The sequence below is a fragment of the Halovenus carboxidivorans genome (assembly GCF_009831575.1).
GTDB classification, from domain to species: Archaea; Halobacteriota; Halobacteria; order Halobacteriales; family Haloarculaceae; genus Halovenus; species Halovenus carboxidivorans.
Map to the genome: position 1 here is coordinate 82076 of NZ_WUUT01000004.1, position 12955 is coordinate 95030.

Annotated in this window: 13 protein-coding genes; 6 read left to right on the forward strand and 7 right to left on the reverse strand. The window is 65.5% G+C overall.

Translation table 11 applies throughout. From position 1 onward, the window contains the following. Nucleotides 1–51 precede the first annotated feature (51 nt). The 5 genes from GRX03_RS10970 (at nt 52) to GRX03_RS10990 (ending at nt 5595) form a co-directional block, all read left to right on the forward strand. Nucleotides 52–408, forward strand: coding sequence for an Hsp20/alpha crystallin family protein (locus tag GRX03_RS10970; protein WP_159764254.1), 357 nt, complete (start codon nt 52–54; stop codon nt 406–408). Nucleotides 409–426: 18 nt separating this feature from the next. Continuing rightward, entirely contained in the window at nt 427–2241 is a 1815-nt protein-coding gene (locus GRX03_RS10975; RefSeq protein ID WP_368278341.1) for an ABC1 kinase family protein, read from the forward strand. Nucleotides 2242–2312: 71 nt separating this feature from the next. Continuing rightward, nucleotides 2313–2684 carry a translation initiation factor IF-5A gene (locus GRX03_RS10980; RefSeq protein WP_159764255.1) on the forward strand — a complete coding sequence of 124 codons (372 nt, stop codon included), beginning with the start codon at nt 2313–2315 and terminating at the stop codon, nt 2682–2684. Next, complete coding sequence (locus tag GRX03_RS10985; RefSeq protein WP_159764256.1) at nt 2684–3478, forward strand: agmatinase family protein; 795 nt, start codon at nt 2684–2686, stop codon at nt 3476–3478. The genes GRX03_RS10980 and GRX03_RS10985 overlap by 1 nt, the downstream gene beginning before the upstream one ends. A 41-nt stretch (nt 3479–3519) precedes the next feature. Beyond that, nucleotides 3520–5595 carry a hypothetical protein gene (locus GRX03_RS10990; RefSeq protein ID WP_159764257.1) on the forward strand — a complete coding sequence of 692 codons (2076 nt, stop codon included), beginning with the start codon at nt 3520–3522 and terminating at the stop codon, nt 5593–5595. Here the strand turns inward: GRX03_RS10990 and GRX03_RS10995 are convergent. After that, nucleotides 5592–6572 carry an isocitrate/isopropylmalate family dehydrogenase gene (locus tag GRX03_RS10995; protein ID WP_159764258.1) on the reverse strand — a complete coding sequence of 327 codons (981 nt, stop codon included), beginning with the start codon at nt 6570–6572 and terminating at the stop codon, nt 5592–5594. The genes GRX03_RS10990 and GRX03_RS10995 overlap by 4 nt on opposite strands. Nucleotides 6573–6705: 133 nt before the next feature. Here GRX03_RS10995 and GRX03_RS11000 point away from each other — a divergent pair, with 133 nt between their 5' ends. After that, the gene (locus tag GRX03_RS11000; RefSeq protein ID WP_159764259.1) at nt 6706–7140 is read left to right on the forward strand and encodes a CBS domain-containing protein; all 435 of its coding nucleotides are present in this window, start codon (nt 6706–6708) and stop codon (nt 7138–7140) included. A 123-nt stretch (nt 7141–7263) separates the two neighbouring features. Here the strand turns inward: GRX03_RS11000 and GRX03_RS11005 are convergent, their stop codons facing one another. From GRX03_RS11005 to ilvB, 6 genes are read right to left on the reverse strand one after another with little or no spacing between them, the layout of a single operon-like run. Beyond that, nucleotides 7264–7866, reverse strand: a complete 603-nt coding sequence (locus GRX03_RS11005) for a 3-isopropylmalate dehydratase small subunit (protein ID WP_159764260.1) — start codon at nt 7864–7866, stop codon at nt 7264–7266. Further along, entirely contained in the window at nt 7866–9326 is a 1461-nt protein-coding gene (gene leuC / locus GRX03_RS11010) for a 3-isopropylmalate dehydratase large subunit (RefSeq protein ID WP_159764261.1), read from the reverse strand. The genes GRX03_RS11005 and leuC overlap by 1 nt, the downstream gene beginning before the upstream one ends. Next, complete coding sequence (locus GRX03_RS11015; protein ID WP_233739925.1) at nt 9323–9517, reverse strand: hypothetical protein; 195 nt, start codon at nt 9515–9517, stop codon at nt 9323–9325. Before GRX03_RS11015 ends, leuC begins: the two co-directional genes overlap by 4 nt. Before the next feature lie 2 nt (nt 9518–9519). After that, nucleotides 9520–10518 carry a ketol-acid reductoisomerase gene (ilvC, locus tag GRX03_RS11020; RefSeq protein WP_159764263.1) on the reverse strand — a complete coding sequence of 333 codons (999 nt, stop codon included), beginning with the start codon at nt 10516–10518 and terminating at the stop codon, nt 9520–9522. Nucleotides 10519–10520: 2 nt separating this feature from the next. After that, a complete protein-coding gene (gene ilvN / locus GRX03_RS11025; RefSeq protein ID WP_159764264.1) occupies nt 10521–11180 on the reverse strand; it encodes an acetolactate synthase small subunit in 660 nt (219 codons plus the stop codon). Continuing rightward, nucleotides 11177–12931 (reverse strand): biosynthetic-type acetolactate synthase large subunit, encoded by a 1755-nt coding sequence (ilvB, locus tag GRX03_RS11030; protein ID WP_159764265.1) that lies wholly within the window; start codon nt 12929–12931, stop codon nt 11177–11179. The genes ilvN and ilvB overlap by 4 nt, the downstream gene beginning before the upstream one ends. Between the last annotated feature and the right edge of the window lie 24 nt (nt 12932–12955).

Sequence of the window (12955 nt, forward strand, 5' to 3'; positions counted from 1 at the left end):
TCCTCTGCCGAGACCGGGGGGTTTACGATTGTTCCGTCCATACGGCCGGATATGTCAGCGCTGCGCGATGCGTTGCGTGATCTCCCAGAGGCCGTGTTCGCCGATATCCTGGAAGGGGAAGATAGCTATCTCCTCGTGATCGACCTTCCGGGAGCGACTGCCGAGACCATCGACATCAGCGCCGAGAGCAACCGGCTGCGCATCGAAGCCCGGCGCAGCAAGGACGTCTCCCGCGAGTTCCGGTTCCTCTCCGAGGAGCGCTCGCTGTTTCTCGATGTCGACCTCCCGCTGCCGCCGGACGCCGATCCGACGGCGGCGGAGGCGACCGTCGAGCGCGGCGTCCTCGAACTCACCGTCCCGAAACACGCCGTCACGGAGGAGACACGGATTCCGGTCGACGAGGCCTGACTTCGAGGTGTCGTCGTAGTGAATCTCCGTGCATACTGGCGGTTCGTTATCGTTATCTGGCAGTTCTTCCCCCTGACCGTCGCCTACCTCCGGGATCGACGCCGATTCCTGATCGTCGGGGGCCCCCGCGAGGTGTCCAGCGCGACGCGTCGCCGCCGGGCCGAAAAGTTGCTGAACTCCCTTCTGACCCTCGGTCCGACCTTCATCAAACTCGGCCAACTGCTCTCGACGCGGCCGGACATCCTCCCGCCGGAGTACATCGCCGAGTTCTCGAAACTCCAGGACGACGTGCCCGCCGCCGAGTGGGCCGAGGCCGAACGGGTGATCGAGGCGGAACTCGGCCCGGTCTCCGAGTGGTTCGCGGAGTTCGACCGGGACCCGATCAGCGGAGCCAGCCTCGGGCAGGTCTACCGCGCGCAGATCGACGGGCAGGATGTCGCGGTCAAGGTCCGTCGACCCGGCGTGGAGGACCTGGTCGAGGCCGACCTCCGGGTGATCCGGTGGCTGCTCCCGGTTCTCATGCGGTTTGTCGACGACGCGCGGTCGTTCTCACTCGAAACACTCGCAGACGAGTTCGAGCGGACGATCCGCCAGGAGATGGACTACGAGCGCGAAGGCGAGATGCTCCAGCGCATCCGTCAGAACTTCGCGGGCAACGACGACATCCGTATCCCGCGGTTGATCGAGTCTCACTCCGGGCGGCGCGTGCTGACGATGGAGTACGTCGAGGGGACGAAGATCAACGACCTCAACCGACTGGACGAGAAACGCCTCGACCGCTCGGAGCTAGCGACCACGCTCCAGGAGACGTACCTCCAGATGATCGTCGAGGACGGCGTCTTCCACGCCGACCCCCATCCCGGAAACCTCGCCGTCGCCGACGACGGGACGCTCATCTTCTATGACTTCGGGATGAGCGGGTTCGTCGACCCGTTCGTCCAGGACAAGATCATCGACTTCTACACCGCCGTCGCCAGACAGGACATCGACGCCATTCTGGATACGCTGATCGAGATGGGAACACTCTCGCCGGAGGCCGACCGCGATGTCATGGCCGACGTGATGGAAGTCGCAATCGCGGACGTCCGCGGCGAGGAGGTCGAACAGTACCGCGTCCAGCAGATCATCGAACAGGTGGAGGACACCATCTACGAGTTCCCGCTCAGGTTGCCGTCGAATCTCGCGCTCGTTCTCCGCGTCGCGACGGTCGTCGAGGGTGTCTGTGTCACGCTCGACCCGGAGTTCGATTTCATCTCGGTCGCGACGGACTACCTTCGCGAACAGGGCTATCTCGAACGCGGTATCCGGGAGTACGCGACCGAGCGCGTTCAGGAGGTCGGTGACGCGGCCAGTTCCGTGATCCGCGTTCCGCCGAAACTGGAGTCGACGCTGGACCGGATGCAACGGGACGACCTCCGGGTGAAGGCGGAACTCGAAGAGGACAACGACTTTTTCGATCGGCTGGCGAAACGGATGATTCTCGGGATGGTTTTCACGGGTGGCCTCGTCTCCACGACGCTTCTGTACGTCTTCGAGAGCATCGAGGCGACGGCGGTCGCCGCCGTCCCGACGCTGATCGTCGGCCTGTTACTCTATCGCTCGTTCACGAAAGACCGCGGGTTCAGCGGTCAGCCACAGTTCACCAGACAACGGATGCGCCAGCGCGAGGACGAGGACGCGGTCGGTCTCGGTGAGGCTCTCGGCGGGTCCGCGAGCGACTCGATGGACTCGCAGTCGGACTCGGACGACTCCGCTCCGGAGGGGGACTCTCCCGGCGGCGGCCAGTCGATTGCCGTCGAAGAGCGCCCCCCCGACCGCGACGGGAACCGCTGAGCTCGCAGCCGTGAGACCGCCTCCGGTTCGATTCCAAACCGTTTATACTCACACGTAGACAACGACTGGACATGGCAAAGCAGCAGACCGAAGTTCGCGAACTCGACGAAGGAAGTTACGTCCTCATCGAGGACACACCGTGTAAGATCACCTCCTACAGTACGGCGAAGCCGGGCAAGCACGGCAGCGCCAAGGCCCGAATCGACGCCGAGGGGGTCTTCGACGGTCAGAAACGCTCGCTCTCACAGCCCGTCGACGCGAAGGTCTGGGTCCCGATCATCAACCGCAAGCAGGGCCAGGTCATCGACGTTCGCTCCGACGAGATCCAGGTGATGGATCTTGAGACCTACGACAACTTCGTCATGAAAGCCGGCGACGAGGACCTGTCCGCCGACGACGAGATCGAGTTCCTCGAATTCGAGGGCCAGCGCAAGATCGTCTGATGTTTCCGGGGGCCGTGGCCGACCGCGACGAGGGCTCGTTCGCAGTTGTGGGGGCCCCGCTCGATGCGAGCACGAGTTTCCGGCCGGGAACTCGGTTCGGTCCGCGGGAGCTGCGCCACGCCGCCCATCCGTTCGAGGATTACGACCAGTCGACGGATTCCTGTTTTACCGACTGTGCGGTCTACGACCACGGAGATATCCACCCGACGGACGACGTGAGCGAGTATCTCGACTTCCTCTCCGGCACGCTCGCTGAACTCGCCGGAGAGGGGCTGACGCCGCTGGTACTCGGTGGCGAACACACCGTTACCATCGCTGCACTCCGCGCGCTCGACCCGGACGTGTACGTCTGTCTCGACGCCCATCTGGATCTCCGCGAGTCCTATGCCGGGAACCCTCTCAGCCACGCGACAGTGACACACCACGCCCTCGATATCGTCGACGAAGCGATCATCCTGGGCGCTCGCTCCGGATCGAAAGCCGAGTACGAACGCGCCGAGGTGGCCGACGTGACGCTCGTCGAACCGGCCGACGTTCCATCTTGGGAGTTCGACCGGTCCGGTGATCTCTACCTGAGCGTCGACATCGACGCCGCTGACCCCGGATTCGCGCCGGGGACCGGGACACCGGAGCCGTTCGGCCTCGAACCGCCGACGATGCACGACGTGGTGCGTACCGTCGCGCCGGAGGCGGTCGGATTCGACGTAGTGGAGGTAAACGACCGCGACGACGGCCAGACAGCGGCTCTCGGCGCGAAACTCCTCCGGGCGTTCGTGTACGAAAACGGACAATAACAGTCGCTGGCTTTTTGACCTGATGGACCCCTCGTAGCCACATGGACCATCTTTCATCGTGTTACTTCTGTGGGGCGGCGCTGGACGAGCCCCTCGGGGTGTACACGGTCGAGGCCTCCGGCGGGGAGCGTTCGGTCACGCTCTGTGCGAGCTGTCGGCACAAGTTGGACCGACTGCTCGACGCCTCCGGTGTCGGGGAGACTCGGCCCGCGGACGCGGACACCTCCGCCGAGGAGGACCGCCAGACCGGTGACCCCGTCGCGACTGCTTCCGCAGATCTCACGCCGGAAGACGACGAGCGAGCCGCCGAACCGTCGGCTGACGAAGCCACTCCCGCGGGTCTGCTCGGAGAGCCGGACACAGACGGCGACGAGACGGCCGACACCGCGGAGTCGGGCGGCCGCCGAATCGACGACATGATGGAGGCGGCGGGTAGCCGGACGGAAGATATCAGCCCGGAGCCGGTCACCACGGATCCCGACGCACTCCCGGACGACGAGGAGATCAAGGTCGTCCCCGGGCTGGCAGTCGACGAAGCCGACGACGCCGAACAGACCGACATCCAGGCGGAGATGCAACCCGACGTCCCCGACGAGTTCGCGGAGCCGGGGGGAGACGCCCAATCGGAGGATGCTGACTCCCAAGCCGAGGGAGGTAGGTCGGCCGATTCCGCGGACACCACCACTGACACAGATCTCGACCTCGCTTCCGGGTCCGACGACGCCGAAGCGGACCCGTCCGGACCCGACGACACTGAGCCAGCCGAGGCTGACGACGGCGATTCCGAAGGGGACGAGACCGAGGGCGATGTCGAACTCGGAGACACAGAACCGCCGACGGCGGAAGGAGAGGCGGACGTGCCGGCCGAATCTGATGCCGAGAGAGAGGACGAACCCGGCCTGGAGGGCGAAGAGGAATCGGAGGGTCTCGATCTCGGGGACAGCGAGGGGAAAGCCGCGGGCGTGACCGATGGGGTCGAAGAGTTCGAGGCGGACTCCTCCGATCGGGGACTGGGCGATTCCGACCCGGATGACGAGGATGGGGCGACGACTCCCGAGGGCGAAGAGATCGATCCGAGTATCCTGCAGGCCGACGAGATTGCGACCGGTAACGCCGACATCGAGGAGGTACTGGACGGCGAAATAGAGATACCCGAGGAACTCAACGCCGAGCTACAACGCTCCGCCGAGGGCGAGACGCCCGGCGAGGGTGAGCCGCCGGCCCGGCCCGAGGAAAACGGCGACCGGGCGGAGGTGAACGACACGACCGACCTGTCGGAAGACGATACGACGGACCTCGAACCGGCAGACGACGACTCGTTCGATCTCGACACCGGGACAGAGGAATCCGGCGCGATCGAGTCGACCGAGCCCGACGAGGATTCGGACGACGGCGGGTTCGACTTCGACAACGACCCGGGGACCACGGTCCCGGACGATGACGACGAGCTACAGTCCGAGATGGAACCGGACGTTCCGGACGAACTTCGAAACGACCCTCTCGCGGGCGGTGACGAGTCGGAACAGAGCGATCCGGATCGGCGCGACGAGTCCGAGACGACCGACCAACCGGACGACAGGCAGAGTCTCGCCGACTCCGCCGAAGAAATCGCCTTCGGCGGCGACTCTGAGGACGACTCCGACGACATCGCGGATGAGTCGGCGGACGAGCCCGACTCCGCGGACGATTCCGGACTGGGGGACGACCTTGATCTCGCGGACGATTCCGGATCAGCGGACGAGTCTGATCTCACGGAAGATGACCCCGGATCGGCGGATCCAGCTCCGGAGCTGTCCGGTGGCCGCGAGGTCGGCGGTTCCGACGACCCTTCACCGGAGTCGGGGGTCCCAGAAAGCGACGGCGCACTCGGCGGGCGAGGTACAGAAGACGATGGCAGAGACGAGTCCGAGCACAGGCGTTCGATCTCGGCGCTGGAGTACAACAAGGTCATGCGTCTCCTCCAGAACCGCGAGTTCCCTGTCGACAAGACAGAGCTGATGGCGGTCGCAGCCAGCACCTACGACCTCTCGGAGGCCGACTGCGCGGAGGTCATCAGCATCGCCGTCGACCGCGGACTGCTGGCCGAGGACGGGAACAAACTGGTCAAACCCGACTAGAGTTCGTCGACGACCGCCTCGGTCATCTCCTCGGTGGAGGCGGAACCGCCGAGGTCGGGCGTGCGCGGCCCCGAGTCGAGCACGCTCTCGACCGCCGCGCGGACGGTTTCGGCCTCCTCCGGATATTCGAGATGGTCGAGCATCATCGCCGCCGAGAGAATCATCGCCGAGGGATTGGCGACGCCCTCGCCCGCGATGTCGGGAGCGGAGCCGTGGACGGGCTCGAACAGCGCGTTCTCCTCGCCGATGTTCGCAGAGGGAAGCAGCCCCAGTCCCCCGACCAGACCGGCCGCCAGGTCCGAGAGCATGTCGCCCGCGAGGTTCGGGCAGATGACGACGCCGTACTCCTCCGGAGTCATGGCCAGGTGCATCGCCAGCGCGTCCATCAGCGCGGTGTCGTACTCCGCGCCGCGTTCCTCGGCGACGCGCTCCGCGGTGTCGAGAAAGAGCCCGTCGGTCTCGCGCATCACGTTCGCCTTGTGGGCGATGGTCACGTCGTCGTAGCCGTTGCGTTTCGCGTACTGGAAGCCGTACTCGGCAATTTTCTCGGAGGCGTCTTCTGTGATGACCCGAGTCAGCGTCCGCACCCCTTCGGTGATCTCGTCTTCGATGCCGGAGTAGACCCCCTCGGTGTTCTCCCGGATGAACACCAGATCGGTCTCGGGCTGGAGCGCGTCGAGTCCCGGATACGCCCGGGCGGGGCGGACGTTCGCGAAAGAGCCGACGATCGACCGGAGCGGGAGAATCACGTCCGCGGCCGTCTCGCCTGCCGCGCCGAACAGCGTCGCGTCCGCGTCGGCCGCAATTTCTGCCGTCTCCTCGGGCAGTGCCGTCCCGGTCTCTGCTTTCGTCTCGTCGCCTGCCTCGGCGTGCACGAACTCGAAATCGATGTTCAGTTCCCCGAGCACGTCGACCGCCGCGGGCGTCACTTCCTGTCCGATCCCGTCGCCGGGAATGACCGCGATCTCGTGAGTCATGCCCGTAGTTCCACGTGGGGCGGAAAAGAGGATGTCGATACCCGAGCCGTTCTCTCCGGGAGAGTCGTCACTGGTGTGGGCAAGATCGACCAGGACCGACACTGCTTAGGGTCACGGACTATCAGGAACTTTCATGGAAGACATCTTCGTCGGACGGCTCATGTCCTCGGATGTTGTGACAGTGACGCCCGGAGAGAGTGTGGAGTTCGCCGCGGAACTGCTCCGCGACAACAACATCGGCTCGGTCGTCGTCGTCGACGAGAACGAGAAGCTTCGGGGGATTCTCACGAGCACGGACTTCGTTCACATCGTCGCGGAGAACGACCCCAAAGACGAGAGTTCCGTCATGGATTACATGACGACCGATGTCGTCACGATCGGCGTACAGGACTCGGTGCAGGAGGCCGCAGACCGCCTCATCACCTACGACGTTCATCACCTCCCGGTCGTCGACGACGAGGAACACGTCGTCGGCATGCTCTCGACGACCGATCTGGCGGCGTATCTCTCGGGGGTCGAGGATCCGACGCCGACCTACAGCGACCCGAAACAGGCCGGGTCCTCGTAATCGGACGGTCCGATTCTCGTTTCCTCGCACGCCCGCCAGTGGCGACGCCGCGCGGAGTTCCCGCCCGGTTCGTCGCTGTGATCTCGCAGAACTACGGCGAAAACAGGCCGGAGAGTCGGCCGATCAGGCTTCTTCGACGTACGGCAACTTCGACGCCGTCTCCTCGACCTTCGAGAGGTTCGAGTACATCAGTTGGGTCGTGTCCCAGATGCCGTCGATCAGGGCTTCTTTCATCGCGTCGTCGATGTTGCCCTCGATGACGGTATCGCCGTAGGTGACCGTCTCGGCCTCGACGTCGATTTCGATCTCCCCGTCGGGGTTGTCTTCGATCCACTCCTGCAGCGCCGAGACCTCCTCGTGTGAGGCCGTGATCGCCGGGATACCCAGCGACTTGCAGTTGTCCCGGAAAATCTCGGCGAAGGACTCGCCGACGACCCCGTCGACGCCCCAGCGCATCATCGCCTGCGGCGCGTGCTCCCGGGAGGAGCCACAGCCGAAGTTGGAGTTGACGACGGCAATCGATGCCCCGTCGAATCGGTTGAGCGGGTGGTCGTTGAACTCGCCGTCGTCGTCGCGGCGGGCGTCGTAGAACAGGTAATCCGCCATGTTGTCGAAGGTGACCTCCTTCATAAAGCGCGCCGGGAGGATCTGGTCGGTGTCGATGTCGTCGCCCGGAATCGGGACGCCGGTGCCGCCGACCTCGCTGATCTCGATATCGTCGGCCATCAGTCGGCCACCTCCTCTGCGCGGTTCGTTCCGCTCGGCAACTCGGTGTCGAAGTGATCGCGCACGTCGACGACCTCGCCCTCGACGGCCGCGGCGGCGACCATCGCCGGACTCATCAGCACCGTCCGGCCGTCCTTGCTGCCCTGTCGCCCGATGAAGTTGCGGTTCGAGGAGGACGCACAGACCTCGTCGCCCTCCAGCGAATCGTCGTTCATCGCCAGACACATCGAACAGCCGGCCTGTCGCCACTGGAAGCCGGCCTCGATGAACGTCTGGTCGATGCCGCGCCGCTCGCACTCCTTGCGAACGGACTCCGATCCGGGGACCGCCAGCGCGCGCACGTCGGGGTCGACCTGCCGGCCTTCGAGCACCGTCGCCGCGACCTCGAAGTCCTTGACGCGGCCGTTCGTACAGGTGCCCAGGAAGGCAACGTCCACGTCGTAGCCTTCCATCGTGTCGCCGGGCGAGTGATCCATGTGTTCGAGCGCCTTCTCCGCGGCCTCGCGGTCGGTCCGGGCCTCGAACTCCTCCGGGGCCGGGATCGGGTCGTCGATTTCGATGACCTGTCCGGGGTTGATCCCCCAGGTGACCATCGGCGCGATGCCGTCGGCGTCGATTTCGACGACGTCGTCGTACTCGGCGTCCTCGTCCGACCGAATGGACTCCCAGTACTGTTTGAGTTCCTCGAACTCCTCGCCTTCGGGAACGTATTCGCGGCCCTTCAGGTACTCGTAGGTGGTCTCGTCGGGGTTGATGTAGCCCGCGCGAGCGCCGCCCTCGATGGACATGTTACAGATGGCGAGTCGGCCCTCCATGTCCAGGTCGCGGACCGCGGAGCCGCCGTACTCGTAGACGTGGCCGACGCCGCCGTCGACGCCCAGTTCCTGGATGATCTTCAGGATGATGTCCTTCGCGTAGACGCCCTCCCCGAGTTCGCCGTTGACCTCGACGCGGCGGACGTTCTGCTTCTCGGCGGCGATACAGCCGGTCGAGAGCACGTCCCGGATCTGGGAGGTGCCGATGCCGACGCCGATGGAGCCGAAGGCACCGTGGGTCGCCGTGTGGCTGTCGCCGCAGGCGACGGTCATCCCCGGCTGGCTCAGTCCGAGTTCCGGCGCGACGACGTGGGTGATCCCCTGCTTGCCCGACTCCAGGCCGAAGAAGGTGATGCCGTTCTCGTCGACGTTCTCCTCGAGCGCGGAGAGCATCTCCTCGGCTTCGGGGTCGTTCAGCGGTCGCTCCCGGCCCTCCGGGGTCGTCGGGACGATGTGATCCGTCGTCGCGAACGTGCGCTCGGGGAAGGCGACCTCGTGGCCGCGCTCCTCCAGCATGTGGAAGGCCTGCGGGCTCGTCACCTCGTGGACGAGATGGAGGCCGATGAACAGTTGGTCCTGTCCGTTCGGCAGTTCGGTTACCTTGTGCTTCTCCCAGACCTTGTCGTACAGTGTTCCCTGGCTCATACTGACCTCTCACGTCCTTCTGTGCCCCGCTCGAAGGCGCGCGTCGCGCCCTCTGCCGGTTCGTGGTCGACGTCTTCCATCGTCTCTTCGTCCGTTTCGCGGCCGCCGTCGGTGGCGACAGCGCCCGCGTCGTAGTAGTTCCGTCCGAACGCGGTGCCCGTGTGCGGGTGCGTGTGATCGATATCTTGCATCTTCATTCCTGCTCACCCCACTCGAACAGCTCTCGGAGGCGTTCGCCGACCTCCTCGATCTGGTGGTTCTGTTCGGCGCCGCGGTACTGCCTGTAGGCCGGCCGGTTGGCCTGGTTCTCCGAGATCCACTCCCGGGCGAACTCGCCGCTCTGGACGCCTTCGAGGATCTCCTCCATCCCTTCACGGTCGATGACATCCTCACCTCGCGTCAGGCCACCGTATTCCGCGGTATCGGAGACGGAGTTCCACATCTCCATGTGCCCGCCTTCGTACATCAGATCGACGATCAGTTTGAGTTCGTTCAGACACTCGAAGTAGGCCATCTCCGGGGCGTAGCCCGCGTCCACGAGCGTCTCGAAGCCGGCTTTGACCATCTCGGTCACGCCGCCACAGAGCACCGCCTGCTCGCCGAACAGGTCCGTCTCCGTCTCCTCGCGGAAGGTCGTCTCGATGACGCCTGCCCGCGTGCAGCCGATCGCTTCGGCGTAGGCCAGCCCTTCCTCGTGTGCCTGGCCGGTCGCGTCCTGGTAGACCGCCAGCAAACCGGGCGTGCCCTCGCCGCGCTTGTAGGTTCGGCGGACCAGATGACCCGGCGACTTCGGCGCGACCATCGTCACGTCGACGTGCTCCGGCGGTTCGATCTGCCCGTAGTGGATGTTGAACCCGTGTGCGAACTGCAGGGTGTCACCCTCGTCCAGTCCGTCCTTGATCGCCTCGTAGACGGCGGGCTGGACCGTGTCCGGGATCAGCATCACGACGGTGTCGGCCTGCTCGGTCGCGACGTCCGGCGTCGCGACTTCGAGGCCGTCGGCTTCGGCCTCCGGACGGGAGGACGACCCCTCCCGCAGGCCGACGATCACGTCGACGCCGCTGTCGTCGAGATTCTGTGCGTGGGCGTGGCCCTGGCTGCCGTAGCCCAGGACCGCGACCGTCTTGTCTTCGATGTACGATTCCTCAGCGTCCTCGTCGTAGTAGACTGTCGTCGTAAACTCGTCTGTCATGGTTAGTCGTCTGCGCGCTCTTCTGTTGCGACCTGCGCTTCGGTCGGTGCTTGGTTCGGCTGTGTCACCTGTGCAGTCGGTGCTTCGCCGCGTGCGAGGGCGGCGTAGCCGGTCCGGGCAATCTCACGGATACCGAACTGCTCGTAGGCGTCGATTGCGTCGTCGATCTTCTGCTCGTTGCCGGTGATCTCGACGGTGATCGTCCGCGGTCCGGCGTCCAGCGTCTGGCCGTCGTACATGTCGGTGATGGCGTTGACCTTGTCGGGTTCGCGGCCGTTGACCTTCACGATGACCAGTTCTCGCTGGACGGCGTCGGCGTCGAGTTCCCGCACCGAGATCACGGGGATCAACTTTTCGAGCTGTTTTTTCGCCTGATCGACGCCGGGTTCGGGCTCTTCGATGACGATTGTCATCCGGGCCAGGTCGTCGTCGACGGTCGGGCCGACGGTCAGCGACTCGATGTTGAACTGGCGCCGGCTGAACAGCCCGGAGACTTCCGCCAGCACGCCGGGTTCGTGTTTGACCAGCGCCGACAGCACGGCGCGCTGCGGCGGGTGCTCTGCCTCTGCCTCGGGATCGATCCTGATCCCCTGACTGTTCCGTCGTCCCTCCGGATGCATCCGCTCGTCCGGGCCGGGACCGGGGAGTTCGCCTTTCGTCATAGTTGCTCCAGGTGTTCTTCGTTCAGTGCGAAGCGGGCGTTGTCGCCGCCGCTCGGCACCATCGGGTAGACGTTCTCTGCGGGATCGATGATCGCATCGATCACCGACGGTCCCTCGTACTCGCGGGCCTGCTGGATCGTCTCCTCGACGTTGTCGGGGTCCTCGACGCGGAGCCCCTGTGCGCCGAAGGCCTCCGCGAGTTTGTCGAACTCGGGCACCCACGGGTACTCCGAAGCCATCCGTCGGCCCTCGAAGAAGCCGTCCTGCCACTGCCGGACCATCCCGACGGCCTCGTTGTTCAGGACGACGATGGTGATGTTCAACTGCTCGCGGACCGCGACGGAGAGTTCCTGTGCGGTCATCAGGAAGGAGCCGTCGCCGTCGAAGGCGACGACCTCCTTCTCGGGTGCCGCGATCTTCGCGCCGATGGCCGCGGGCACCGCGTACCCCATCGTCCCCAGACCATGGGAGGTGACCCACGTCCGGGGCTCCTTCCAGGTCCAGAACTGCCAGGCCCACATCTGGTGCTGGCCGACCCCCGCCGCGACGATGGTGTCGTCCGGCGTCAGTTCGTCGTACTTCTCGACGACGTACTGCGGTTTCAGCGGCTCGTCCTCAGGCATCTCGTAATCAAGCGGGTACTCCTCCTTCCAGGTCTGGCACTGCTCGCGCCACTGCTCGGCCGGCGGAGCGCCCGCCATTGCGTCGTCGAGCTGTTCGAGCACCCGCTCGGCGTCGCCGACCAGCGGGTAGTCGGCCTCGACGTTTTTCGAGATCTCCGCCGGATCGATGTCGATGTGGACGATCTCCGCGTCGGGCGCGAAGGTCTCGATGTCGCCGGTCAGCCGGTCGTCGAAGCGGGTGCCGACACCGACCAGCACGTCACAGTTCGAGATCGCCAGGTTCGCGTAACCGGTGCCGTGCATCCCGGCGATCCCCTGCGAGAGCGGATCGTCCTCGGGATAGGCACCGGTCCCGGGCATCGTCGTCAGCACGGGAATCTCGTACTCGCGTGCGAACGCGCGCAGTTCGTCACAGGCCTCGCCCTTGATGACGCCACCGCCGGCGAGAATCGCCGGCCGCTCGGCCTCGCTGAGCGCCTGCGCCGCCTCCTCGACGATGACCTCGTCGGCCTCCGTCGGCGGGTCGTACGTCTCCGGCGTCTCCGGGACGGCCGGTTCGCTGTCGGTCTCGCCGTTGGTCACGTCTTTGGGCAGGTCGACGAGCGTCGGCCCCTGTCGTCCCTCGTTGGCCAGCGCCCACGCCTCGCCGACGTCCTTCCCGACGGTGTCGGAGTCGTCGGCGAAGATGTTGTACTTCGTGATCGGCTGGGTGACGCCGATGGTGTCGGTCTCCTGGAAGGCGTCGTTCCCGACGAAATCCGTCGGGACCTGACCCGTCAGCGCGATCAGGGGGTCCGAATCCATGTTGGCGTCGGCGATGCCGGTGATGAGATTCGTCGCGCCCGGGCCGGAGGTGGCCATGCAGACGCCGGGGTCGCCGGTCACGATGCCGTAGGCGTCTGCGGCGTGGACCGCGCCCTGCTCGTGGGCCATCGTGTAGTGGTCCATCTCCTCGTGTTCGTACAGGGCGTCGTAGACGGGCATGATCGCCCCGCCCTGCACGCCGAAGAGACTCTCGACGCCGGCGTTTTCCAACGCCGCGACGGTCGCGTCCGCGCCCGTCTCGATGTCGGTTGTCGTCGCCTGTTCCTCTGGCTCCTCTTTCGGGACTGATGCACGCTCGCTCATGTGCATCCCCCCTGTGGGTGTGTC

Excerpts from the sequence above, each read along its gene's own strand:
- GRX03_RS11015 (WP_233739925.1), bottom strand. The coding sequence starts at position 9,517 with ATGCAAGATATCGATCACACGCACCCGCACACGGGCACCGCGTTCGGA.
- leuC (WP_159764261.1), bottom strand. The coding sequence starts at position 9,326 with ATGAGCCAGGGAACACTGTACGACAAGGTCTGGGAGAAGCACAAGGTA.
- GRX03_RS10970 (WP_159764254.1), top strand. The coding sequence starts at position 52 with ATGTCAGCGCTGCGCGATGCGTTGCGTGATCTCCCAGAGGCCGTGTTC.
- GRX03_RS11000 (WP_159764259.1), top strand. The coding sequence starts at position 6,706 with ATGGAAGACATCTTCGTCGGACGGCTCATGTCCTCGGATGTTGTGACA.
- ilvN (WP_159764264.1), bottom strand. The coding sequence starts at position 11,180 with ATGACGAAAGGCGAACTCCCCGGTCCCGGCCCGGACGAGCGGATGCAT.
- GRX03_RS10980 (WP_159764255.1), top strand. The coding sequence starts at position 2,313 with ATGGCAAAGCAGCAGACCGAAGTTCGCGAACTCGACGAAGGAAGTTAC.
- GRX03_RS11005 (WP_159764260.1), bottom strand. The coding sequence starts at position 7,866 with ATGGCCGACGATATCGAGATCAGCGAGGTCGGCGGCACCGGCGTCCCG.
- GRX03_RS10995 (WP_159764258.1), bottom strand. The coding sequence starts at position 6,572 with ATGACTCACGAGATCGCGGTCATTCCCGGCGACGGGATCGGACAGGAA.
- ilvC (WP_159764263.1), bottom strand. The coding sequence starts at position 10,518 with ATGACAGACGAGTTTACGACGACAGTCTACTACGACGAGGACGCTGAG.
- GRX03_RS10990 (WP_159764257.1), top strand. The coding sequence starts at position 3,520 with ATGGACCATCTTTCATCGTGTTACTTCTGTGGGGCGGCGCTGGACGAG.
- ilvB (WP_159764265.1), bottom strand. The coding sequence starts at position 12,931 with ATGAGCGAGCGTGCATCAGTCCCGAAAGAGGAGCCAGAGGAACAGGCG.
- GRX03_RS10985 (WP_159764256.1), top strand. The coding sequence starts at position 2,684 with ATGTTTCCGGGGGCCGTGGCCGACCGCGACGAGGGCTCGTTCGCAGTT.